At 35.2% G+C, this 22868-nt stretch carries 23 protein-coding genes and 2 pseudogenes; 15 read left to right on the forward strand and 10 right to left on the reverse strand.

Going from position 1 to position 22868, the window contains the following annotated elements; genetic code table 11:
• Nucleotides 1-19: 19 nt before the first annotated feature.
• Both LJC66_RS08760 and LJC66_RS08765 read right to left on the reverse strand, forming a co-directional pair.
• On the reverse strand, nucleotides 20-1213 hold the full coding sequence (locus LJC66_RS08760; RefSeq protein WP_195694821.1) for a Ger(x)C family spore germination protein: 1194 nt from the start codon (nucleotides 1211-1213) through the stop codon (nucleotides 20-22).
• Between the two features lie 30 nt (nucleotides 1214-1243).
• Nucleotides 1244-2746 carry a spore germination protein gene (locus tag LJC66_RS08765; RefSeq protein ID WP_195694820.1) on the reverse strand — a complete coding sequence of 501 codons (1503 nt, stop codon included), beginning with the start codon at nucleotides 2744-2746 and terminating at the stop codon, nucleotides 1244-1246.
• A 105-nt stretch (nucleotides 2747-2851) separates the two neighbouring features.
• Here LJC66_RS08765 and LJC66_RS08770 point away from each other — a divergent pair, with 105 nt between their 5' ends.
• Entirely contained in the window at nucleotides 2852-3007 is a 156-nt protein-coding gene (locus tag LJC66_RS08770) for a hypothetical protein (protein WP_195694819.1), read from the forward strand.
• A gap of 257 nt (nucleotides 3008-3264) precedes the next feature.
• On the opposite strand, the gene LJC66_RS08775 is transcribed toward LJC66_RS08770, so the two are convergent.
• Nucleotides 3265-4158, reverse strand: coding sequence for an AraC family transcriptional regulator (locus LJC66_RS08775; RefSeq protein WP_195694818.1), 894 nt, complete (start codon nucleotides 4156-4158; stop codon nucleotides 3265-3267).
• A 193-nt stretch (nucleotides 4159-4351) separates the two neighbouring features.
• Here LJC66_RS08775 and LJC66_RS08780 point away from each other — a divergent pair, with 193 nt between their 5' ends.
• The 3 genes from LJC66_RS08780 (at nucleotide 4352) to LJC66_RS08790 (ending at nucleotide 6641) form a co-directional block, all read left to right on the forward strand.
• Complete coding sequence (locus LJC66_RS08780) at nucleotides 4352-4939, forward strand: NDxxF motif lipoprotein (RefSeq protein WP_230932334.1); 588 nt, start codon at nucleotides 4352-4354, stop codon at nucleotides 4937-4939.
• An 811-nt stretch (nucleotides 4940-5750) separates the two neighbouring features.
• On the forward strand, nucleotides 5751-5933 hold the full coding sequence (locus LJC66_RS08785; RefSeq protein ID WP_230932335.1) for a hypothetical protein: 183 nt from the start codon (nucleotides 5751-5753) through the stop codon (nucleotides 5931-5933).
• Between the two features lie 309 nt (nucleotides 5934-6242).
• Nucleotides 6243-6641 carry a hypothetical protein gene (locus tag LJC66_RS08790; RefSeq protein ID WP_195694912.1) on the forward strand — a complete coding sequence of 133 codons (399 nt, stop codon included), beginning with the start codon at nucleotides 6243-6245 and terminating at the stop codon, nucleotides 6639-6641.
• Between the two features lie 252 nt (nucleotides 6642-6893).
• Here the strand turns inward: LJC66_RS08790 and LJC66_RS08795 are convergent, their stop codons facing one another.
• On the reverse strand, nucleotides 6894-8408 hold the full coding sequence (locus LJC66_RS08795) for an arylsulfotransferase family protein (protein WP_230932336.1): 1515 nt from the start codon (nucleotides 8406-8408) through the stop codon (nucleotides 6894-6896).
• Between the two features lie 530 nt (nucleotides 8409-8938).
• On the opposite strand from LJC66_RS08795, the pseudogene LJC66_RS08800 reads away from it, so the two are divergent.
• Nucleotides 8939-10434, forward strand: a pseudogene (locus LJC66_RS08800) (class I adenylate-forming enzyme family protein).
• A 59-nt stretch (nucleotides 10435-10493) separates the two neighbouring features.
• Here LJC66_RS08800 and LJC66_RS08805 read toward each other — a convergent pair.
• Nucleotides 10494-12716: an MMPL family transporter gene (locus tag LJC66_RS08805; RefSeq protein ID WP_230932337.1), complete on the reverse strand. Its 2223-nt coding sequence runs from the start codon at nucleotides 12714-12716 to the stop codon at nucleotides 10494-10496.
• A 135-nt stretch (nucleotides 12717-12851) separates the two neighbouring features.
• On the opposite strand from LJC66_RS08805, the gene LJC66_RS08810 reads away from it, so the two are divergent.
• The 6 genes from LJC66_RS08810 (at nucleotide 12852) to LJC66_RS08835 (ending at nucleotide 17896) form a co-directional block, all read left to right on the forward strand.
• Entirely contained in the window at nucleotides 12852-13472 is a 621-nt protein-coding gene (locus LJC66_RS08810) for a TetR/AcrR family transcriptional regulator (protein ID WP_230932338.1), read from the forward strand.
• A gap of 382 nt (nucleotides 13473-13854) precedes the next feature.
• Entirely contained in the window at nucleotides 13855-14628 is a 774-nt protein-coding gene (locus LJC66_RS08815; protein WP_016766363.1) for a TerC family protein, read from the forward strand.
• Between the two features lie 676 nt (nucleotides 14629-15304).
• A complete protein-coding gene (locus LJC66_RS08820; RefSeq protein ID WP_230932339.1) occupies nucleotides 15305-15502 on the forward strand; it encodes a spore coat protein in 198 nt (65 codons plus the stop codon).
• 17 nt (nucleotides 15503-15519) lie between these two features.
• Nucleotides 15520-15810 (forward strand): spore coat protein, encoded by a 291-nt coding sequence (locus LJC66_RS08825; protein ID WP_230932340.1) that lies wholly within the window; start codon nucleotides 15520-15522, stop codon nucleotides 15808-15810.
• Nucleotides 15811-16068: 258 nt separating this feature from the next.
• Nucleotides 16069-16395 (forward strand): YflT domain-containing protein, encoded by a 327-nt coding sequence (locus LJC66_RS08830; protein ID WP_230932341.1) that lies wholly within the window; start codon nucleotides 16069-16071, stop codon nucleotides 16393-16395.
• A gap of 739 nt (nucleotides 16396-17134) precedes the next feature.
• Nucleotides 17135-17896 (forward strand): PAS domain S-box protein, encoded by a 762-nt coding sequence (locus tag LJC66_RS08835; protein WP_230932342.1) that lies wholly within the window; start codon nucleotides 17135-17137, stop codon nucleotides 17894-17896.
• A 221-nt stretch (nucleotides 17897-18117) separates the two neighbouring features.
• Here LJC66_RS08835 and LJC66_RS08840 read toward each other — a convergent pair whose 3' ends face one another.
• Nucleotides 18118-18330, reverse strand: coding sequence for a hypothetical protein (locus tag LJC66_RS08840; RefSeq protein WP_230932343.1), 213 nt, complete (start codon nucleotides 18328-18330; stop codon nucleotides 18118-18120).
• A 313-nt stretch (nucleotides 18331-18643) separates the two neighbouring features.
• A complete protein-coding gene (locus LJC66_RS08845) occupies nucleotides 18644-19066 on the reverse strand; it encodes an Lrp/AsnC family transcriptional regulator (RefSeq protein ID WP_230932344.1) in 423 nt (140 codons plus the stop codon).
• Between the two features lie 144 nt (nucleotides 19067-19210).
• Between LJC66_RS08845 and LJC66_RS08850 the strand changes: the two genes are divergently transcribed.
• Both LJC66_RS08850 and LJC66_RS08855 read left to right on the forward strand, forming a co-directional pair.
• Nucleotides 19211-19417, forward strand: coding sequence for a DUF1272 domain-containing protein (locus LJC66_RS08850; protein ID WP_230932345.1), 207 nt, complete (start codon nucleotides 19211-19213; stop codon nucleotides 19415-19417).
• A gap of 6 nt (nucleotides 19418-19423) precedes the next feature.
• A pseudogene (locus tag LJC66_RS08855) lies at nucleotides 19424-19650 on the forward strand (cysteine hydrolase); the annotation flags it as partial.
• A gap of 175 nt (nucleotides 19651-19825) precedes the next feature.
• Here LJC66_RS08855 and LJC66_RS08860 read toward each other — a convergent pair.
• The 3 genes from LJC66_RS08860 to LJC66_RS08870 form a co-directional block, all read right to left on the reverse strand.
• Nucleotides 19826-20323, reverse strand: coding sequence for a DinB family protein (locus LJC66_RS08860; RefSeq protein ID WP_195694922.1), 498 nt, complete (start codon nucleotides 20321-20323; stop codon nucleotides 19826-19828).
• Between the two features lie 173 nt (nucleotides 20324-20496).
• Complete coding sequence (locus LJC66_RS08865) at nucleotides 20497-20808, reverse strand: DMT family transporter (protein WP_230932346.1); 312 nt, start codon at nucleotides 20806-20808, stop codon at nucleotides 20497-20499.
• Nucleotides 20808-21146 carry a DMT family transporter gene (locus tag LJC66_RS08870; RefSeq protein ID WP_028410021.1) on the reverse strand — a complete coding sequence of 113 codons (339 nt, stop codon included), beginning with the start codon at nucleotides 21144-21146 and terminating at the stop codon, nucleotides 20808-20810. The genes LJC66_RS08865 and LJC66_RS08870 overlap by 1 nt, the downstream gene beginning before the upstream one ends.
• A gap of 184 nt (nucleotides 21147-21330) precedes the next feature.
• On the opposite strand from LJC66_RS08870, the gene LJC66_RS08875 reads away from it, so the two are divergent.
• A complete protein-coding gene (locus tag LJC66_RS08875; protein WP_230932347.1) occupies nucleotides 21331-22218 on the forward strand; it encodes a LysR family transcriptional regulator in 888 nt (295 codons plus the stop codon).
• A gap of 128 nt (nucleotides 22219-22346) precedes the next feature.
• On the forward strand, nucleotides 22347-22736 hold the full coding sequence (locus LJC66_RS08880) for a hypothetical protein (RefSeq protein ID WP_230932348.1): 390 nt from the start codon (nucleotides 22347-22349) through the stop codon (nucleotides 22734-22736).
• The last annotated feature ends 132 nt before the right edge of the window (nucleotides 22737-22868 follow it).

Genomic DNA, 22868 nt, shown 5'->3' on the forward strand with positions numbered 1-22868 from the left:
CGCTTTTTCAGCTCCTCATCTAATTTACCTCATAAGGATTTGTACGCATTCCGGTATTTACAATACTGACGTTCACATTCATCGATACCTTCGCACTTGAAAATAGATTCTCCCAATTCTGTTTATGCTGACGCCAATAACTAGGGTTGGTTCGAGATAAGCTATCACCAAAGCCAAAAATATCTGCCTTTTCTTTTTGTGCCATGCTAATAGTTTTTGTAATTTCCTTTTGCAGTTCATTTTGGACTTCTTTTTCCAACTCTTTTAATACCTTAGGGTTGCTTAAATCTTTCTGGCAAGATGTTTCCGTAATTTCTCCCATCACATTCAAATCTGTATGAATAAAAGGTTGTCCATGGCGGATTTTTGTCTTTATTTTACTTTTTATTCCGGTCGTCGTAACTGTGATATTCGCATTTATATTACAAGGGAAAACAAGGGCCGTGCTCTTCACTTTAGACGTAACAAGTTGAACAGATCGAGCCTCATCGCCATCCAGCCATCGAACTAATTTCCCTTTTCTAAACATAGCTAATCCTTTTACCTGCATAGCACTTGGGCTGGTATTCTCTAAATTGCCTGCTTCTTCTGACTTCTGAGATGGTTTGTTAATGGTGATTCCAGGAAGAGATAGATCTTTTCCCTCACTCAAAAGCATAGAAATAACTTCATATGCTTGTATATTACTAACTATTCCGTACATTTTTTGATTGTTCTGGGTTGTACTTAGGATACTTTTGACTGGAGTAACCTCGAAAGGTTCAATTACACCAAGTAATTTCTCAGCAGTTCCATCACGTGCAATAAAAACTGGAATACTTGTACGAGCTTGCTTGCCTCGATCCAAGGCATCAAATAATAAGCTAAGACCATTTCTTGCTAACTTTTCACCTACAACGATAAGCGAAAGATGAGAAGTAATATGTTCTCTTGGGATGACGACAGAGGCTTTTTTTAATGCTTCCACTAACGTTTTGGCCGTTACTGTATAGTTAATGACAGGAAGACCTTGTCCTCCCGACGAACTGCCTTGTGACAAACCACTTGGGTTAATGACCTGATAGGTTACTTTATAAGGTTGTTCCAAATTTTCATTCTTATCAATTCCCAATCCTATAATAACTCCTATTTGGTTTAATTCTCGGTAATTCGAACATCCTGAAACGCATAAACAAATGGCAGCGATCCATAAAAGCGAAAGATAAGTTTTCATTTTCTATCCTCATTTATCTTTATACGAAGTCTATTTATTTTGATGTTTTTTCAACAGAGATGGTAAAGAGAATCGAACTAAAGTATCCTTTTGCTTTTTAAAATCAAAGGGAGCAAAAGGTGAAAAGTAGGGGATACCGAAAGATCTTAGACTACTTATATGAAGCCATATACATAAGGTCATAAGCAAAATTCCATATAAGCCAATAAATGCTGAAATTAGAATCAAGATAAACCGAAAACCACGGGCCGCATTGACAATGCTAGTAGATGGCAGTGTGAAATTGCTGATGGCAGAAATAGCAACAATGATCACAACAGCCGCCGATACAAAACCTGCTTCTACAGCTGCTTGTCCTAAAATCAGCGCTCCTACAATGGAGACTGCTGGTCCGATTGCTCTAGGCATTCGGATTCCTGCTTCTCGCAACATCTCAAAAGCTAGTTCCATCACTACCATTTCTACAATTGCTGGAAAAGGAACTCTTTCTCTTTGCGCCATTAAACTGACCATTAATGTGTTTGGAATAAGTCCCTGATGATGCGTAATCAATGCTAAATAGATAGCAGACGCATACATAGAAAGAAAAAAAGAACCAAATCTTAGCATCCTTAAAAAGGAAGCAATATAATAATTTTGATAATAATCTTCGGGAGACTGAAAAAATTGAGAAAAAATAGCAGGCGCAATTAATACAAAAGGTGTTCCTTGTACAATAATAGCAATTCGACCTTCTAATAAATTTCCTACAACGGCATCAGGTCGTTCCGTATTTAATAGAAGTGGAAAAATAGTCGTCCTATCATCCCGGATAAATTCCTCAATATAGTTCGACTCGAGGACCCCATCTACCTTAATCTCTTTTAAACGTTCTTTGATTTCCTTTAGAATACGTTCATCTGCATTCCCTTTAATATACATGATCCCTATATCTGTTTGAGTTACGCTTCCAACTTTCATGCTGTCTAAGCGTAAATTAGAATCCTGAATTCTAGCTCTTATCAAGGAGGTATTAGTCCTTAAATTCTCTGTAAAACTATCTTTAGGTCCTCTAACAACAGTTTGGCTGGTTGGTTCTGTTACTGCGCGGGACTGAAGTTTTTTTGTATTGCCAATGAAAATTTTAGAACTTCCATTCAGTAGGATGACCGTATCACCAGTTAAAACGGCTGACATAAATTCATGCCAATTCTCTTTTATAGTCAATTGAGATACAGTTAACATCTGGGGTATTTGTGCTTCTATCTCTTTGACGGTTACTACTTGATTACTTTCCTTAAGCCACTGAATAAGAGGAGTCATGATATTTTCATTTATAATATTTTCATCTGCTAATCCGTCAAGGTGAATAACGGCTGCTTTTAACGTTTTTTGATACGGAGACTCAACCATTCGAAACGATACATCAGAGCTATTTCCTAATTCGTTTAATAGTCTCTCTATATTTTTATTTATATCATCATATAAGGGAGTTGCTGAACAATCCGTTGTCTTTTCTTTATTAGAGCTTTTCAAAAGATATCTTTGTCGCACGTTTTACCACCTTTTATATGAGTGAATATTTGTTATACAACGAGTAACGTTATCATTCCTATAAAATGTAAAAAATATGCGCGTGAGGAAGATATATAAAATAAAATGATAGGAAATGTATCTAACTTTGTTTTCTATTTTGTCGCATTAGTTGAACGTCAAAATAAAGCTGAGGATTCTTTAGAGTTTTTAGATGAAAATCAAAGCGGGTTAGCTGGTATTACTTTATATCCAGTGACAGATGAGAAGACATTGTTTTAAGAGTGAAGGAATTGGAGAGAAAAGCATCTTACATTTCTCTGTATATCTGATGTTTTTATGGCCGGTATCGTACATTACGATAATTAAAAATGAAGGGAATATTCATATTGATTGATTCCAAAATTCCCAATGCAAAAGAACAAAAAGCCCTCTCTTAAGTTTAATTGCTTAGAGATTGGGCTCTTGTATAGGAATATCTTCAGTATTATAAATGAATTTCTACACTACTTTTCTCTTAAACAAATGGGAGTTCTCTTTTATGCCTTAACAGTCTGTTTTTTCACAGGAATGTAGATGTCAATCTCTTTATTTTCTGAACCATAACATCTTTTATCATACAGTTCAAACTCCATTGATCCGTAGTGCTCATAACCTGATTCTGGAAACCATTCTGTAAAAACATAGTTCCATGTGGACTGAATGGAAGAAGTAAAAGATTCTTCATTTGATTTTGGAGTAGTGAACACGGCATATTCTAGTTCAGGGAAGCTTCTGTAAACTGTTCCTTCAGGAGCTGGAGTGCCTTCCTTTACTTCCATGCCAATTATATAAACAAACTCACCCGTTTCAGGATTAAAATCAGTGCAAATACCAAGCTCTGCGTTTTCGTTTAGGGGATTGGGGATTTTAGAGCCTAATCCATTTTGCATGTACTGTTGCCAAAATTCAGGAATGTCTTTGTTATTCTGGCCACCCTCGTTCTTCGTTTTTAGCTCATATCCAATGACATAAAAAGCAGATTTAGTGACTAGTTTTGGTTCCATCTTATTTCCTCCTGACAAAAGTGTGGTAGTTAGGTAGGCTTTTCCCCGCAGAGGTCCAGATATTCTCCTTGCGTTACGGTATTGCTTCGGTGAAACATCATAAAATTTTTTGAACGCTCTGTTAAATGATTCTTGATATTGAAAACCAACATCAAGTGCGATATCAATGACTTTTTCATCTGTGAAAAATAAGCGTTCTGCTGCGCGTGTAAGTCTTCGTTTCCTCACATAATCCATCACCGATTCTCCAACCATGGCTTGGAAGACACGGTGATAATGAAAAGGAGAAAAGCAAGCAATTTCTGCTAACTTTTCTAAAGTAATTTGTGTCTCCAAATTCTCCTCAATGTAATCTAGCGTTCTCTGTATACAAGTTACATAATTCATTTACATTCACCTACCTTACGTTCACTATAACAGCAAACAAATCGTTGTTCTTAACATTTTTTGCTATATTCAATTAGATGAGGGTAGTTTTGCAATATACGCCTCTAGAGGTATAGTCCCAAGGGGAATTTTAATGCTAAAATTTTCTATGTGAATTAATGGAATTAACACATTGGTAAAGGGAGCGTTTGAATTGAAGAAACTTTATTTTAGCTCAATGATGATTTTTTTATTAGGTGCTTGTTCTTATCGGGAAAGTACAAAAGAAGTTGGTGAAGAAATTGTATTACCAACTTCTATATTTAGTTCATCGAAAAATAATGCTGTAATTGATGAAAAGGAAATGAAAGAAAGTATAAAGACTTACTTAAATACTAACGAGGATTTATCCAATATCAGTGATCAATTTGAAGAAATGATGGATTCTGATCAACAGCTACCTAAAGCTGAAGCGAAAAAACTTGAACAACTAAACGATGTGGTCAAAGAAAATGATCGTAATTTTTCCACATATATCTCGCACAATACTCTACCAGAAGGATATAAAAAAGAGTCAGAGAGAATTAGCCGCTTTATTATGGGGTCCAATCAAATTTTGGATGAACTGGATCAAGCCATCGATGACATGGTTGAGCATATGAGCGAAGGAGATTTTTCTGAAACAGAAATTGAGTCACTTATGAATAGAAATGAAGGTGTAAATGGAAGGGAACAGAAAAAGATAGAGAATTTTCTAGATGACAAAAAGATTGCTACAAAAGCTTTTGGACGAAAGAGTTAAAACAATTTAATAGAGTTGCTTTGGTTAGGGGGAGTTTACTATTGGAGTAGTTAAGTCTACAAATAAACTTGCATTTTCTATTATCTATTTAGTCTTCGGTACAGCTTTGGGGATAGTAGCCAAATATTTAGATACTGTTGCAGGTGTTAATGGAAGCTGGTGGATGAATATTCTGCCGTATTTTGGGGATTTGTGTTCTAGGGCCGGTATTTGGGTCCTGATTGCTACCCTTATAGCCGCGTATAGTAAAACCAAAACTAGTGGGGCTCTTAATACATTCATGTTCTTTATAGGAATGCTAACAGGCTATTATATATTCCGCTTTTCTATTTGGATTTTTTCCAACTAGTTATTTTTTACTGTGGGGAAGTATCGCACTAGCGTCGCCGTTTCTAGCAGCTATTGTATGGATGGCTAAAAATAATTTACGTCTAGCTTGGATATTACCAGCGTTGCCTATGGGGTTATTGCTAAGTCTTTCTTTAGCGGTTGGAGTATTTTATATCCATGTAAGTTATATGGAAGAATTCATTATGTACGCTGTTTTATGTGGAGTCTTTTATAAAACCACAAAGCAACTTGCCGTAATAATTGCGATTTCATTTATTATTTCGTTTATTATTAAACAAGTAAGTCCGTTTCACTTTTGATTTAGATGAAAATTTTAAAAAAATGAAAGTTTACTATGTGAAAAGGGGATTTCGATAACTAACTATAAATACAAAATAAAAATACTTTTACATATATATTCTTTAAAATACAGTAATTAGGAAACTTTTATAGAAGTAATTCGTATAAAGGGTAGGAGGTGATGGATATTAACACTGAAAAACGTCTGGATGAAATTGAAAGAAAATTAGATGATTTACATAATAAGATAAGTAATCAAGAAAACAGAGCAAAGTATAAACCTATCTTTACACTTCTGCTCATTTTATCTGCAATTCTCATATCTTTTGTGCTGATAGGTGTTGTAAGCTTTTTTACAGGTTAATTTTTTTTACTAATCTCTCAAAATTATTTCTGGGAAACCTTTCATTATTTAAATTAACGACAATTCATTTTGTATAAACTTGTATGTAATATACCCGCTTAAGATAAAAGGGGATAAAATTATAATGGAAAGTGAAAAGAAACGTTCCGCATTTAGCGCAGCTTTCAAAACCTACGAACAGTTTTTAAAAAAGATCTTACATATGTTCTTTGCTAGATAATATTCTACGCCATGTTAACTAAAGATATATATTTTAATAAAATATATAGTAGTAAAAATGACATTATGGTGTTTACATGGAGGAAGAGCATGAGAAAGTTTTATATTGCTTTGTTTAGTCTTTTCTTTTTTGTTTCATTAGTTGGATGTCAAAGTAAAGCTGAGGATCCTTTAGAGTTTTCAGGTGAAACTCAAAGCTGGTCAGCTACTATTACGTTATATCCCGTTGAAAGTAGTAAAGAAACAGCTCAAATTAATTTGAATTATCTAGGTGATAAGATAGAATCGGTAGGGGATTTTAAGATTAATTTAGACACTTCAAATAATGAAAATGGAGTTGCAGTAAGAGATGCAAGATTAGATAAAGAAGGAAAATTTAAAGAGAAAGTAAAGCTGGAGGCTAGTGAAGGTATAATGAAATCTAAACATTTGATTTTAACTGTTAAATGGAATGACCAATCAGAAGATATTGTTTTAAAAGTTAAGTAATTCGAGAGAAAAAGCTCTCATACTCAACTGTATCAAGCATTCCTTCAGGTCTTTCTCTTTATACCATTCGTTATAATATCATATACCAAAAATTTTACCTTTTAGATTAATAGAGTAGGGGTTTTTTAAAAAAAATCCCTAGCTCACATAATTTCTATTTGATTCCGTAAAAGGTGAATGCCCCCTCAAACCTTCTGAGTAGGGGGGCACTATAAGAACATTTTTAAAAATCTAATAGAGGATTATTAATGCTCACTTTCGTCTATTTCTTCTTATTTTAACGTAAGCAGTCGGTGATGTACCAATCACGTTCCCGCAGGAGTCTAATGCTTTTACTTGAAAATAGGGGCCAACTGCCTGGACATGGATATCTGTTTCAAATCCAGTCCGAGGAGTACTAAATGCTACTACTGATAACTTAAAAGCTGTTGGCCCCGCCAGTACCTGCCAAGCGACCGTTTCCGTTGAGCCATTCCAGGATGCGTAAACGGTAGCTTCACTGTCTCGCAGTAAATCTACCGCTATGCTAGGCGGGTAAAGGGGTAAACCTACCCATTTATTTTTAAATGCTCGATATGAAAGGTTTTGATTTGGATATTGCATATCGTATAACAAATTAAATGAAGGATTTCTCGTTGAATTTCCAGCGTTTCTAAACTCTGAAAGGTATGGTTCTTGTCCCCACCCAATGAGTTGATTTCCATTGGAAAGCTTTTGCGCATTTCCTTGACTTGGAACATATAAAGCGGGAGCATGATAATATGTTCGATCTACATTTGCAACCTTGTGTTTATAGTCTAAGTGAAGAATTAAACCACGCGCTTGCCCTTGAGGTGGAGAATCAGGAGAAGCACAGCATGCATTGTCAAACAAGCTTATCCTGTTTTCGGACCTGTAGCGTGCATCATGCTGCCAAGAAAATTTGGCGTTCGGTCCAAGCCTAAAATCACTTTGCTTTCCACCAAGTTGCCAAATCACCTTTCCCGTTTCTTTGTCAATATTATAAATAGCCCACATACTACGCATGCTCACTAAAAGTGTATTGTTTGGACCTTCTTCGACTGAATTTACGTGGTAACAATCCCATATATTATTAGAGCTTGTTGCGGATGAAGCAGGTACCATCGAATCAGATGGATTAATATGTTTAAGTACATCCCAAAAGAAAAGAAGCTCTCCCGTCTCAATGTCTACTTCTTGAATAGAGTAATTACTAAAATACCCATGTAATGGCCCTCCATACTTAGATAAATCTGCGGGTATTTGTTTTACCGCTGTAAACAAAGCCGTATTCCGTTCGGTAATTGTAAACTCGTGCAAATCAGAGGTAAACCCTTTTTTAGCAAATAACTTTTTAATGCCCTCATAATGCTGATTGATAATTTGAAAATAAGCACCAGGCTCAGGTTCACCTACTGGAAGGTTAGGGTTTGCAGTTTGAGTTCCTGAAATTGTTCCTTGCCACATCGTAAGAACAGGGTTTCCACGGTACATTTGTACTCGAAAGTCTGTGTTTTGGATATACCTACTAGCAAGCGGTCTAAACCACACTGGATTACCCGTCTGTTCCATAATTAGTGACCCGGTTTGCCCAATCATCGCTGCTCCATATACCGTATAGGGCGCAACAAATAATAGGCCGGGAGCTGTTCCAGGCTTATTAGTATTAATGGTAACCTTCATGGGATGTAAATTAGGAGCCGAAACAAAATTCCATACTTGCGGGTTTGAATGATTAGCGGATGATTGTGAATTCAACTTATCCATTCCCACTCTCATCTCCTCTAGCTTTTATTAGTAAACACTGTCTCTTGAGCTATTAATATGTCATTTGCTTCAAAATATGTACGTGCTGTTTAGGTTTAGGTCTGTCTTGAGTTTGCTCGTGATTAGCAGGTCAAGAGAAGGATAAAATGGAAAGTGGCAGGGAGCTTATGAATAAAAGTAAAACCGCAAACGGAAGAGAGCAAAAAAAGATAGGGGGACTTTTTAGATGAAATGCTGTTAATAAAAAAGGCTTTGGACAAAAAAGTTAATCACACTTTAACAGATAGGCGTGTTTTGCTGATTTTAAATACTTATATATAGATAAAACATACGTAAAAAACGAGCTCTTGTTTATGAAGAGCTCGTTTTTTTACATGCTAAAAAGATATGAATTTTTCAAACGCCTATAATTAACGTTTTCGTTAACGTTAATTATGGGTAATGTAGTTTATGGATTTAAAAATAATTAGAATGAAGCACCATTTAAATATGATTCAAACTGGTCATTATCATTAAAGGAGAGAGCTATTATGTACACACTTGGAGAACTATTAGAGCAAAGGGCTACACAATCTGCTGAAAAAGAGGCTTTAATTTGGAGTACATCTTACCATACATTTAAAGAATATAATGAACGTGTCAATCAACTCGCTCATTACCTGTTAAGCCATAACATTAAAAAAGGGGATCGAATTGCAATTCTCTGTCAAAACAATCATCCATTTCCTACGATTCTGCTAGCTGCATTAAGAATCGGAGCCGTAGCGGTTCCTATTGGCTGGCAGCTTACGAAGTATGAAATTATCGATATTTTAGATAGTGCACAACCTAAAATTATTTTCTATGACCAAAAATTTCATGAGGTTATTCCTTTTGATTCTGAAATATTAAATAGCGTTGTTACTTTACAAGTAGGAAGAAAAAATAGTGTGGAGACAGTTGAAGAATATAATGAAATTTTTTCTGAGTATCCTATATTAAATCCCAATATACAGGTCTCTCAAGATGACATAGCTATGCTTCTTTTTACTTCTGGAACAACTGGCAACGCAAAAGCTGTATGATTGAGCATGGTCATGTGTATTCTTATATACAACCATCTAGTCAACGAATCGATTATGAAGAGGATGGTCGTTTTCTTGCCTCGCATCCTTTTTATCATATGAGTTCTATTAATAATATTTTGAAATCTGTTTCCAACGGGATGGGGTTATTTTTGTTGTCAGATCCTACACCGGAAATCATCTGGGAAACGATTGAAACTCATAAGATCACTATGATGTTAGGGTTTCCCTCTATGTACATGCAAATGCTCGAAGCAGTGAAAAATGAAGGGGCAAAGAAATCTTCACTAAAGGTTGCTATTGCCGGAGGGGCAAAAGTTCCTGCTTATCTTATTAAGGAATATGAAAAATTAGACATCAGCATGATACAAGGTTATGGAAGTACAGAAGCATGGACAGTCAGTGTATGGACACCAAATATGGGAAATGAAAAAATTGAATCAGCAGGCAAGCCTCTTTCTGGTGTAGAAGTAAAAATTATTGATCCCGAGTCAGGACAAGAAGTGAAAGCAGGAGAAGTTGGAGAAATTATTATAAAAAGCCCCTATTGTTTTAAAGGCTATTGGCATAATCAAGAGGCGACTGACAAAGTCCTTAGAGATGGCTGGTTCTATATGGGGGACGCTGGAAAGGTAGATCAAGACGGCTTTTTATATATTATGGGACGCTATAAAGATGTTATCGTATATGGCGGTGATAATATCTATCCTGATCAGGTAGAAGAAATAATTGAGCAAATAGATACGGTTATAGAAGCTGCTGTAGTAGGAGTAGAAGACCCAGTTTATGGAGAAAAACCTAGAGCGTATGTGGTAAAAGATCCTCATTCTTCTTTAACAAAAGAAGATATCTTAAAATATTGTAGAGATTGTCTAGCAAGCTACAAAATTCCCCAAGTTTATTTTATTGATAAACTTCCTAAAAACCAGCTCGGTAAAGTATTAAAAAGAGAACTAAAATGAAGATAGTTAAAAGCGTGGGCTGAATGCAGTCCACGCTTTTATGATGGGAGATTATATATTTACTGCTCTTTTTCTGGTACCATTTCAACTTTACCTGGCCAAAAAGCAAACCTTCCTAAAACCGTCGTAATCGCAGGTACAAGGAATGGTCGCACAATAAATGTATCTAACAGAACGCCTAAAGCCGTGATAATTCCGAACTGAACGAGAACTTGAATCGGCAGTGTTGCTAGAACCGCGAAGGTAGCAGCTAAAATAATTCCAGCTGATGTGATCACACCGCTTGTTTCGCTTACGCCTTCTCTAATGGCTTGCTTTAACGGCATGTGCTTCTTTTTCTGCCAGATGCTTGAGATCATAAAGATATTATAATCCTCACCAAGCGCCACTAAGAATACAAACGCGTATAAAGGAATCGCTCCTTGAATAGCATCTGCCCCCATGATGTTGTGAATGATGAGCCAGCCTAACCCTAAAGCTGCACTGTAAGACAAGATGACCGTTCCAACCAAGTAAAGCATAGCTACAATAGAACGTAAGTAAGCCAATAGCAGCAGCGATATAAAAATAATGATTAGCGGGACAATGATACTGTTGTCTTTATCACTAACCGTCATCGTATCATATTGCGTCGCTGTTTGACCGCCAATCCATACTTTAGATTCCACTTTGGAAACTCCTGACTGCGATAGTGCCTTTTCTGCTGCATCTTTTAAGTCTGGAATAGCTTCCATTGCTTCTATACTATATGGATTTATATTAAACGTGACGTCATATACTTTTAAATTCTTATTACTTTTACCGCTTTGAGGTGCAGAAACGGCACTAATAAGATCATTTTTCTTTAATGCTTTTTCTAGATCTATTGATTTTCCTTCCGTATCAATAACTACTTGTGCTGGCGCCAGTTCGCCAGGAGAGTATGCGTCAGAGATAACCGCAAACCCTTCACGAGAAGGCATATCTTCAGGGAAAGAAGACAATATATCATACGTGTACTTGATTTGACTAGAGTAAATGGATAAAGCTCCAAAAAAGACTAGACAAGCTACAATGATTGTCCATGGTTTCGTCGTAACCACATTACCAATCCAATTCCCGAAACGGTTTTTCGCTTTTCGGTTACGCACCGGCTTTCCTTTCTTTTTCGCCAATTCCTCTTCCATTTCAGGAGTGCGAGGGACAAAAGGATAAAAAGAACCTCTTCCCATAACTGCAAGCAGGGCAGGAATAAGAGTCAAACTCGCTAATCCCATAACCAGAATAGATAAGCTAAACGGGATGGCAAAACGGTGGTAAGCACCGTATTTTGCTACGATTAAAGCTAGAAGAGAGATGACAACTGTAAAGCCACTCATGGCTATAGCACCTGAAGCACCTTTAAAAGCGTTAATAAGTGCTTGTCTCTTATCTTTTACTTTGCGAAGCTCATCGCGATAATGAGAAATTAAAAATAAACAATAATCTGTTCCGGCTCCAAATAACAAGACCGTCATAATGGATATGGACTGTGAATCGACCGTAATCCATCCTTTATCTGCTAAAATACCGAGAAATGGACTCAGCACCCCATAGGCAAAACCTACACCGATCAAAGGAATAATCGCTAAAATTGGGGAACGATAAATGACAAGAAGTAAAATTAAGACTAATAAAACTGTCGCGATTAGTAAGGAAACGTCTGCTCCTTCAAATAGGCTGGTTGCATCTACTTGAATTCCTACAGGTCCTGTAACGCGCGTGCTTAGCTTATCTTTTTCATCGATATCCGTCGCAAAAGAATCGTATGAAACATTCTCTTTTACTTGTTTTTTAATCGTATCTAGGTTTTTTTCTAGTACATCCGTTTCAACGTTTTCTTCAAAGAAAATAGGCTGTACAAGAGTTGTTCCGTCTTTCGAAACCATCTTTTGCAGAGCTGCTAACGGTAATTTATGCAAAGGCGGAGTAGACGTTTGTGCTTCTAATGGTTTCTTTTCTAAATCCGCCGCCATTTGCTGAATAGATTTTAGATCATCATTATTCAAACCTGATTCTTTGTGCCATGTAAGTAAGGCAGGAACCCCTGATGAATTAGGGAATTCTTTCTTTATAAGATTTTCAGCTTCTACGGAAGGTGAATTCTCACTTAAGTTTGGTGCATTGTTTACTTCCGTCTTATTCACAGCAGGCCAAGCAATCGTGAGGACTACAGTTGCCAAAATCCATACGGCAATTACAATCCATCGACTCACTTTCCCAGTCATATATCGACTGAATGTTGCTAAAGGTGATTCTTTCATTAATTCTCCCTCATTTCCAAATCTGTTTGTTTCTATTACAATATATATAGAACCTTCAATAATTATATATACCAGAAGGTTAATTAATCAACTAGTTTAAATGTGCCAATTTCTTGAACTAGAAGGAGGGCCCTTATGAATACGAATCAGACACCGAAAAAAAAGCCTGGCAGACCTAAAATAACAACTGAAAATAATATAACGAGAGAGCAAATTTTGAAAACAGCTGCTCATTTATTTATGGCATACGGGTACGAAAAAGTTTCAATGGAGCAAGTGGCTGAAGCGAGCGATGTGACCAAGGCCAGCGTTTACTACTACTTTAAAAATAAGGCAACTTTGTTTACAGTTTCCGTATCAAGCATGTTCCAGCGTATTACAAAGCAGACGGAGAAATTATTGCAAAATTCCAATGGGTTAAAACACAGATTATATGAGGTAACATTGGATCATTTAAAGCGGCCGCATATTGATTTTGAAACATTATTGCAAGAAGCGGCTTCTTCGCTTACAGAAGATCATATTCATGAAATTCGTGAGGCAGAGAAAGCGATACATCAGGCATTGGAGAACGTATTCAAACAAGCTGCAAACAACGGGGAAATTGTTACAACAAGCCCTCGCTTGCTTGCGCACACATTTTCAACGGTCACAATGATACGGAATAAAAAAGAATTAATAGCTGAATTAGGAGGACCTGAAAAAACGGCCAAGGCTCTAGTAAATCTTTTTTGGGTAGGGATTGGTCCTAATTGACCTTTTTTATTGCATGGTACAAAGAAGAAATAAAGAACGGCTAAAAAATATTGATCAATATTTTTTAGCCGTTCTTTTCATTGGCCGCAAGTACTTTGTAAAACAAGCCTGAAATAATAGCCATTACCTATTAACCATCCAACTTATAGAGATGTTGGTTCAAAGTTTTCATTAATCATGTAAAAAAACGCAGTTATATGATAAAAAACGTAAAAATTTAATAATTTGGTTTTTATTTGTATTTAAAGCAGTATTTTATAGAAGGTTAGTGTTAAAATAATGAAAATCCTATCTTTTAGGGTTGCCTTTAGGATATATGGTTATTCTATTGTAAATAAAACCTTTAGCATAACAACTTACATTTTGGAAAGGAGAAAAATGGATGGAATCTATTTGGCTCGAATACGTGTGGGCATTACTGATTCTAATCGGATTAGAAGGATTATTATCAGCTGATAATGCTCTTGTACTAGCAGTTATAGCTAAACATTTACCCGAGGATCAGAAAAAAAGAGCGATTAATTACGGAATTCTTATGGCATTTATTTTTCGGTTTGGAGCTCTTTTTGCCATTTCATTTATCGCCAACGTCTGGTGGATACAGGCCGTAGGAGCAGTTTATCTTCTGTATTTAGGTTTGAAGCATGTCATTCAGGCGCGATTTGGGAAACATAATGAGAATATTCATGATGATGATGAGAAGGAGTCTGCTGGAAAGGGGTTCTGGCCGACAGTTGGGAAAATTGCGTTAGCTGACCTAGCTTTTGCCATCGATTCTATTTTAGCTGCGGTTGCTATAGCTCTTGGACTTCCGGATTCACAGTTTGGAGAAATCGGTGGGATGGACGGAGGGCAGTTTGCAGTTGTAGTTCTTGGAGGAGTTGCAGGCCTTATCTTAATCAAGTTTGCAGCAAGCTGGTTTGTAAAACTCCTTGAAAAGCGACCTGCCCTAGAAACGACAGCATACGCCATTGTTGCCTGGGTAGGTGTGAAACTTGCTGTTATTACTTTTGCACATAAAGATATTGGTGTCTTAGATCCCCATTTTCCTCATAGCACCATTTGGACCCTGATTTTCTATGGAGTCTTAGTTGGTATCGCGCTATTGGGTTGGTTTGCACCGGGCAATAAGTCATCAGAAAAATCATCAGCCTAGAAGGTAATTGAGTGTAATGCGCACCCTGAACCCTTACTCTTTCCGTCCAAATGGATCCTCATTTCAGCATTTAAAAGGATGTTTAGATTCTATAGAAAATTGAGTTTTGTAACGATCAAGTGCGTTAATCCAAGCCGGGTTAACGCACTTTTTAATTGAACTGTTGCGTAAACGAACCTGATTATTTTATTTATTATTTTTGTTCCTTTTACGATAATCAGTAAAGCAGGAAATTAAGAAAATTCCAATAAAAAAACCAATAAAAAGACCGATAAGACTTTCTATTTGAACATCCTTTTCTCCAATTATTTTACCGTAAATTACTCTGAATACAACACCAATGAAAGAGAGAATAACAGCCTTAATAGTAATACGTAAAAAGTTGATAGAATCACACCTTTTTACAAAATATATTACCCAATTTTAAACGATTAAAAAGGTCTAGCAAGAAAGACTTACAATTTAAGGTTCATTGAAGGGTTACATATTACACCTAAAGGGATTTATTCTGCAATACAATGGAAGGTCAATTGCAAAAACAGGTGATTATTTTTGTTAGTTTTAATATTCCTGTTTCTTTTTCTAAAATTTTTAAAAAATAATCAATACTTGTTTAAATGGAAATCATTTGGGAATATAATTCACAAGTTAAAAAAATGACAAGGAGGATGCAAACATGGCAAAGGGACTAGCTATGCACGAAACGCTAGAAGTTCACGAAATCTTAACGCTTAAAGCATCATGCGTAACAAAAGGAACAGCGATGTTGGAATTGGTAGACGATGAGGAATTAAAAAAGATTCTTGAAGAAGATGTTCAAACATCTACTGAAGCGATTAAAGAATTGAAAAAAATCTTAAAGAAAGCTCAATAAATAGGAGGGGTAGAAAAATGGCCACTAAAAGTACTCTTACTAAAACGTTAGACGATCTTGCTATTGCGACTGATTTATTATTATCAGCTAAGAATAGTGTACGAACATATGCGGTAGCGCTTACAGAAACGGCGACGCCCGAAGTTCGAAAGGTATTAAAAAAGCAATTAGATAAAGCCATCGAGCTTCATGAAAAGATTGCTCAATATATGATTGATAATGAAATGTATCACGCCTATGATGTAGAAGAACAAGTAAATCACGATTTAAAAAAGGCAGATAAAGCGTTAGATTTAACGAAAGGTTAACTAAAATTCCCCCTCTGACAATAGAGGGGGAATTTTTTAAGGTTACATAAAAAGTTCTCTTTTGATATTTCTACACAGGAAAAGAAGTCTATATTTTATTCTCTTAGAAGTAGATAATTTACCCCGTTTTATACAATATTTAGATGATATTATATAGTCTTTTATCCCATATCCGAATAAATTGGTTTTAATTGGCTGCTGAAGGATACACCTATTAGTAGAACGACATATTCTATGGGGATAGAGGAGGAGAAAATAGTGAAGGAAATTAAAGTAGCAGAAAATAGTGGTCAGGCAAATAAGTTTATTGAAGAGTTTTTTGCTAACGGGTTTAGTAAAAGTGAAATTTATTTATTGACTTATAATAAAGAGCGCTCGGAATATTTAACAAATACAACAAATACAAAAGAATATCGAGGTTCTGAACAAGGAGTTTTTGAATCTGCAGTTAATAAGTTATTTTCTCGTGAAGATGAACTTCATTCTAAAATGGCCTCGTTAGGTTTAACCCAAGAAGAAGCTAAACAATGTGTCGGTGAAATGAAACAAGAACGTATAATTATTATTGCAAAAAAAGATGTGTAATGGTTTTCCTTTGCAATAACTTTTGAAGAAACTAAGTGATCGAGAAGTATTAGTAAATCATACTAGCATGTTGCTTTATATATAATATTTGTTCTTCTGTACGAAGGGTTTATGAATCGGAAAGATACTGAACGAAAAGTATATTACTAGAGTCGTTTACTACTCTCATATGGAGGTGAAAGGGTAATGATTCAATTTTTTGGTATCCATATAGGGACGTTATACTTTCCTACAAGTATCCTTCTAATTACTTTATTAGTTTTAGTAGGTTTTATTATCTATTTTCTTAGTAGAAGAAAAAGAAATAGAGATCAAACGATTCATTCAAATGAGAATAGGGTAAAGGGCAAAAGAGGAAAAGACAAAACTCTGTAAATGATCTAAAAGAAGAATTAATATATTTCGTCATCAAAAAGAATTCTCGTTTGAAGTGAAAAAATGAAGTGAAAAAAATCATCCTAATCCTATAGTTCCTGATACAGCCTTACACCATGATTTAACTCGTAAGAAAGTAGGATTTAAATAAATGCAGAGAGGGCCCTTGAATTCATTTTTAAGGGCTGTTTTTATTTTTGTTCTGTAAAGGACAGACGACCTTTTAATCTTCTATTTTCTTACTATTTCTTATTTATAACTTCAAAAGAAACTTTATTATCATTTTTTAAGATTTTAAACAAGCAATTGAACCCTTGATAAATTTGAAATAGTAGTCTAACCTTCATATTAAGGAGTGAAAATTATGAATGAAAACATTTCGGGTATTGATTATCAGGAAGTCATTGAATATGCGTTAGATCCACTCATTATTCATTCAAATCATAAGATTATATATGTTAACCACGCAGCTGAACATTTTTTTAGAGGAAAAAGGGAAGATATCATAGGTGCCAGTCCTTTAGATATATTTCAAGAAACATCTAAAGCAGCAATAAGGAAAAGAATCCAATCTGCTTATGAACGTCCAGCAGAGCTCATTGAGGAAACCATATTTAGAATGGACGGCACAACTGTTAATGTTGAATTATATTGTCATCCCTTGCTGCTGGGAGATAAAAAAGTAATCCAAACCTATGTGAGAGATATTACGGTAAAAAAAGAGAGTGAAACAAGACAAAAAGAAATAATAAAGCAAATAAATGAACTCTCTACAACCCTTGTTCCTCTTTTGGAGGGAATCGCTGTACTTCCCTTAGTAGGAGCCATAGATGAGGAAAGAGCAAACCAACTTTTAATGGCTGTTCCAGTAAAAGTGCAGACACAAAATATAAATTGTTTAATTATAGACTTTTCTGGTATTTATACATTGAATTCAATTGTAACGGAGCATCTTTTTAAAATTAATAGCGTTATGTCACTACTTGGAGTGCAATGTATCTTAACAGGGTTAAGACCAGAATTATCTCGCTCTGCCGTACAGCTAGGTATTAATTTAGCTTCTACCCCGACAATGGCTACTGTAAAAAATGCACTTCATTTTTTAGGAATTACTTCTAGTAAATAACCTGTAAAATGAAAATAACCAAAGCAACTTTTACAATTTTAAAGATACATATCATATAAATCTTTAGGTGGTTTTTTAAAATTAAATTTGTACCTTGTATATATTAGAAAAACAAAAGAAACTCCTGTATATATGTCAGGAGTTTCTTTTGTTTAAAATAACATATTGTGCAATCGCATGTTTGTTAAATAAAAGATAGAAGAATCATTGAATCGCTTTCTTCAGTTTAAGATCTTGTATAAAGCTTCAGAAGCGTTATCTATATCATAATCGTTATAATTTAAGGTTTTTTGATCCGTAAGTGTAGTGATTTGAAAAATCTTAGATGTTTTACAATACGACAATTCCAGTACTTCAGGAATGATATGAGTAATAGTGCTATCCTCATATTGAACAAGAGTATTAAGCGTTTTTTTTATTTCAAGTATATTCATAAAAGTACCTCTTTCCATTATAAGGAAACTCAGGGTACAAAGAGACCATATAATTTAAATTTATGTTCTTTCTCTATTATAACATATGAATGTATAGAAAAATACCTGCCGAGAATAGACAGTATGGTAACTGCAATTGTAAATTCTATGCACTTCTAGTCCTGCTAGCTGGTCAGTTAAAAAGGCGGGAGAATTACGTAATATATCTATGGTTTATTAACATTTATTAGCCATTTAAAATTTATCCTAAGTAAGAAATGAAAGACAGAAAGTAACCAAAATGAAAAAAGAATAATGGAGATAGATTATCAGTCTATTTTATTGCTTTATAGACAACTGGTGAGGAAAGTTTAATCAATGTAGACGGCTCTCCAAAAGCCATAGATTCATCAATAAATGTTTCAAGAGATTGAACGGAATCAGTTAAAACTTTTACTAGATAGTTGTATTGGCCTGCCAAACGATGACATTCAATAACTTCAGGGTGTTCTTTACAGTATTCTACGAATTGCTTACATTTTGTATTGCTATATAAAATAAAAGCAGTTACAGGTTTGTTGAAATTTTCAGGGTTAATTATTGCTCTATATCCATTTATTATGTTTTTTTCTTCAAGTTTTTTTACTCTTTCATTAACAGCAGGGGTAGATAAACCAACCAGTTTTCCCAACTGTGTAAAAGACAAACGAGCATTCTCTTGTAGATATAGTAATATATTTTGATCAATTTCATCCATAAAACATACCCCGCTTTAAATTATAAATTAAAATAATGAATTTTCCGTCAATATTAAAGCTATTAATTAATAATACAATAAAATAGACATGTGAAAATAGAAATTTATACAATACAATTTAATTATATCAAAAGGAGGGATTTAATGGCTTTAGAAATGAGAAATACATGCGAAAAGTGCAATAAGAAACTCCATAATAGCTCTGTTGCTTATATCTGTACACATGAATGTACATTCTGTGATAAATGTAGTGAAAGTGCGATGTATATTTGTCCTAACTGTGAAGGGGAACTAGTTAAAAGACCAAGGAGCAAAGAACATTCGTTAAGTTGCTCATTAAATTTCTCATAAATTTAGACACAACACTGTATAGATATTGCAGTCAGAACAGCTACAATCAATGGGATGGTTTGACATTAGTGGGTGATGGACATTCAACAACGGACAGTAATGGTTTAAGTGCTGAACAAATCATAAAGCATTATAATGAAACTTTACTTGGTCATTACAACGTTGAACACTTTTCGATTGTCAGAAATGCAGAGGAAGACTTGCTTCGTCTGACATATTATTCTTATAGGTAATTAATTGCACGAAGACAAAGATTTTTAGAGTACTGAAAATCGAATTCAGTAATCAATTGATTTATAGATAAAACAAAAGGTAATAGCACATAACTAAAACAAAGCCCTAAAAGTGTCTAATCGACGATTTTTAGGGCTTTGTTTCTGCCAATTATTGTGTTTCAATCGGTTTTTATTAAGCAGGAAAGCCTCCCGTTGGCGGTGGCCATGCTCCGTTTAATCTTCTCATAATGACAATTTCACCTAGATGATAGCTGTTGTGAGAAGCAATATTACGCAGTAATCCCCCTGGGGTTTCACTTGGCCAAGTATCCAGAGGTTCTTCTATGGCTAATGTATTCGCTAAGTGACAAGCTTCGTCAATTCCATCACAAAAATGCTGGATTGTCGTTTTCCATTCTTCCTCATCAACCGGAGCAGGGTGTTCAGGCCAGCTTTCACTTACACTTTTTGGTCTTTCAGGGTTTTCTCCTTTAGCAAGAGCAAGTAAAAAGTCTTGCCAATAGCTCATATGCTTCACTAATTGATAAATAGAATAAGGTAATTCCTTTTGTTTATGTGAAGCAAGCTCCATATTAATATCAGTTATTGCGTTAATCGTCGGAAGGTGACCTCTTTCACCTCGCAGTGATTTGGTAAGTGCATCACGAAATGCTGTATTCGTTTGTGTCATGTTTTTTCCGGCCTTTCTTTTTCAAAGTCATACGCTTTTAACAGTCTAACACAAATCAGTTTAATATATGTACTTCCGGGATTTCGGAAATATGAAAGCCCTTACTAAATACTAGTTGAATAGTAAATGCCCAATATAAGAATACGAGATCTTCGCTTAAACATCTTTGGGTGTTAAAAAGCCTTTAGTATAATAACACCTGTAATAATAAGAGTAACCGAGATAATCTTTCTTTTGTTTTTTGATTCCTTAAATATATAAATACCTAACAGCGTTGTACTAACAATCGTCAGCCCTGCCCATATAGCAAAAACGACGCCTATTTCAAAATAGTGTGTCGTTAGAGAAATAAAATAAATACAGGCAATGAAGAGTAGAAATGCCCCTATTGTGGGAACAGTTTGTCTAAAGCCTTTGGATAGTTTTACGCACATTTGCCCTCCAATGCCTAAAATTAAGCCAATCGTTAAAAATACGTATCCCATTACGCTGTCATCCTTTCTTTAGAGCTCTCTTTAATGTTAAGAGAAACTGCACCAATTATAATAAGAGAAACACCTAAAATTTTAGATAAGGAAATAGTTTCATCAAAAAAGATAATACCTGTGACCACAACAAGTACGGTTGCTCCTCCAGCATACAAAGCACTTGCTACTCCTACTTCACCTTTGGCGTTGAGTAGCATATAAGCAGCAATTGAAGAACAATAAAATAGTATGGCAAAAACAGTAGGAACAAAGTTTGTGAATCCATTTGTAAGATTAAGAAAAAATACTGCGATTACCTCCAAAATGATGGCAAGAAACAATAGTAAATAAAACAATCAAATTTCCTCCTTTCAGTCACCTCATTTTAAGAACTTTACGTAATTTCTACTAAATAGTTGCAGTAGCACTCGGATGTCATTATTTTATCTAGAGCTTGATATCTTGTAAAATAATGATAAATGATTGTAGATATCACTATTATTAATACCTAAATGAATGTAAGTGGAAAGGAGAATGTTTATGGAAGTAGAAGATATACGCATATTTATGGCTGTAGCAGAATACGGCAGTGTAAGCCTTGCCGCTGATAAGCTAGGCTATGTCCAACCAAATGTAACAGCACGTATTCGGTCTCTTGAACGAAAAATTGGACACCCATTGTTTCATCGTCACAGACGAGGAATGACATTAAATGTAGAAGGTCGAAAACTTTTAACGTATGGAGAACAAATGATGCGGCTGATGGATGAAATACAGAAAGCATTTCAAGATGAGCGTAATCTTGTTGGATCATTATGTATTGGATTAGTTGAAACGGTAATAGGTTTTCCTGAAATCATTTCTTCCTATCATAATAAGCACAAAAATGTGGATATTTCTCTAGTATCAGGAGTAAGTACACAATTAATAGAGAAAGTTCTTAAGTTCCAGTTAGACGGGGCATTTGTAGCAGAACCAGTAAATGTGTCAACGCTTGATCAAATTCCGGCTTTCGATGAAGAAATTGTACTTGTATGCAGTGCAAATGAAAAAGGTAAGAAGCAGATTCAGTCTGCCAAAGAGTTACTGCACTTACCATTCATTTTATTTAATGAAGGCTGCCAATATAGAGAAAGACTACAGCAGTGGTTACAAGACGAACAAATAGTATCACCAAAAATCATGGAATTTGCTACACTTGAAACGATTATGGGGACAGTAGTTTCTGGTCTTGGTGTGACACTTATAGCCCGGTCATTAGGGGAAAGATATGAGAGGGAAGGATTAGTACAACTCTTTTCAATACCTGAGCCTTACAGAAAGCTCAGAATTGTGTATGTTCGTCGCTCCGACTCCTATCTAGGAGTAACTGAGCGTGAATTTATAAAGACAATCAGCGAAATAAGAGAAGGAAAAAAGCAGAAATAAAGAGACTGTTTTTTCATAAAGAGGTTTTTATTTACCCTATGTATGAATGCACTAAGTGTTAACTAGAAAGGTAAAAGTGAGCTTTTTATATGGCATAAATCAAAAATGCTTTTAAAGGAGCAAGCACAGTGAAAATAGAGGACAGAAAATTTGCAGAACGAGTACTGAAGCACTTACTTATTGGCAGTCAAATAGACGGCGTAAAATTTGGGATTAATAGTTCTACAACTCTATTGTATTTTACTAATTATAATAGAAAAGATGATGGTGATTTTGTTTTAAACATCGAAACAAATTGGACTGTATATCCTGAACCCTGTGATACATACCCCTCATCAGAGGGTGAAGTGCCTTTAAATACAGAAGAGCAACATTTTAAGCATATTTGGGATATTAAGAGACAAAAAGTAGTAAACGTTCAGCTAGATACTGTATCGCCTCATCTTATCATTTCTCTAGAATCGGGGAGAGTTCTATTTGTGAATGCTACGATCCTAACTACGAATGCTGGCAATTAGGAGACCCTTTTGGAGGAGTTGATTGGCTTTTAGTTGCAACTCCGGGTGGTGACATAGCTATTTGGTGTCCTAGTGAGTTTGAATGAGCGTTATGTTAACTATTCTTGTATATAGTGTACAAAAAAATCACTT

Source organism: Priestia sp. TSO9 (assembly GCF_021029645.1).
GTDB lineage: Bacteria > Bacillota > Bacilli > Bacillales > Bacillaceae_H > Priestia > Priestia megaterium_E.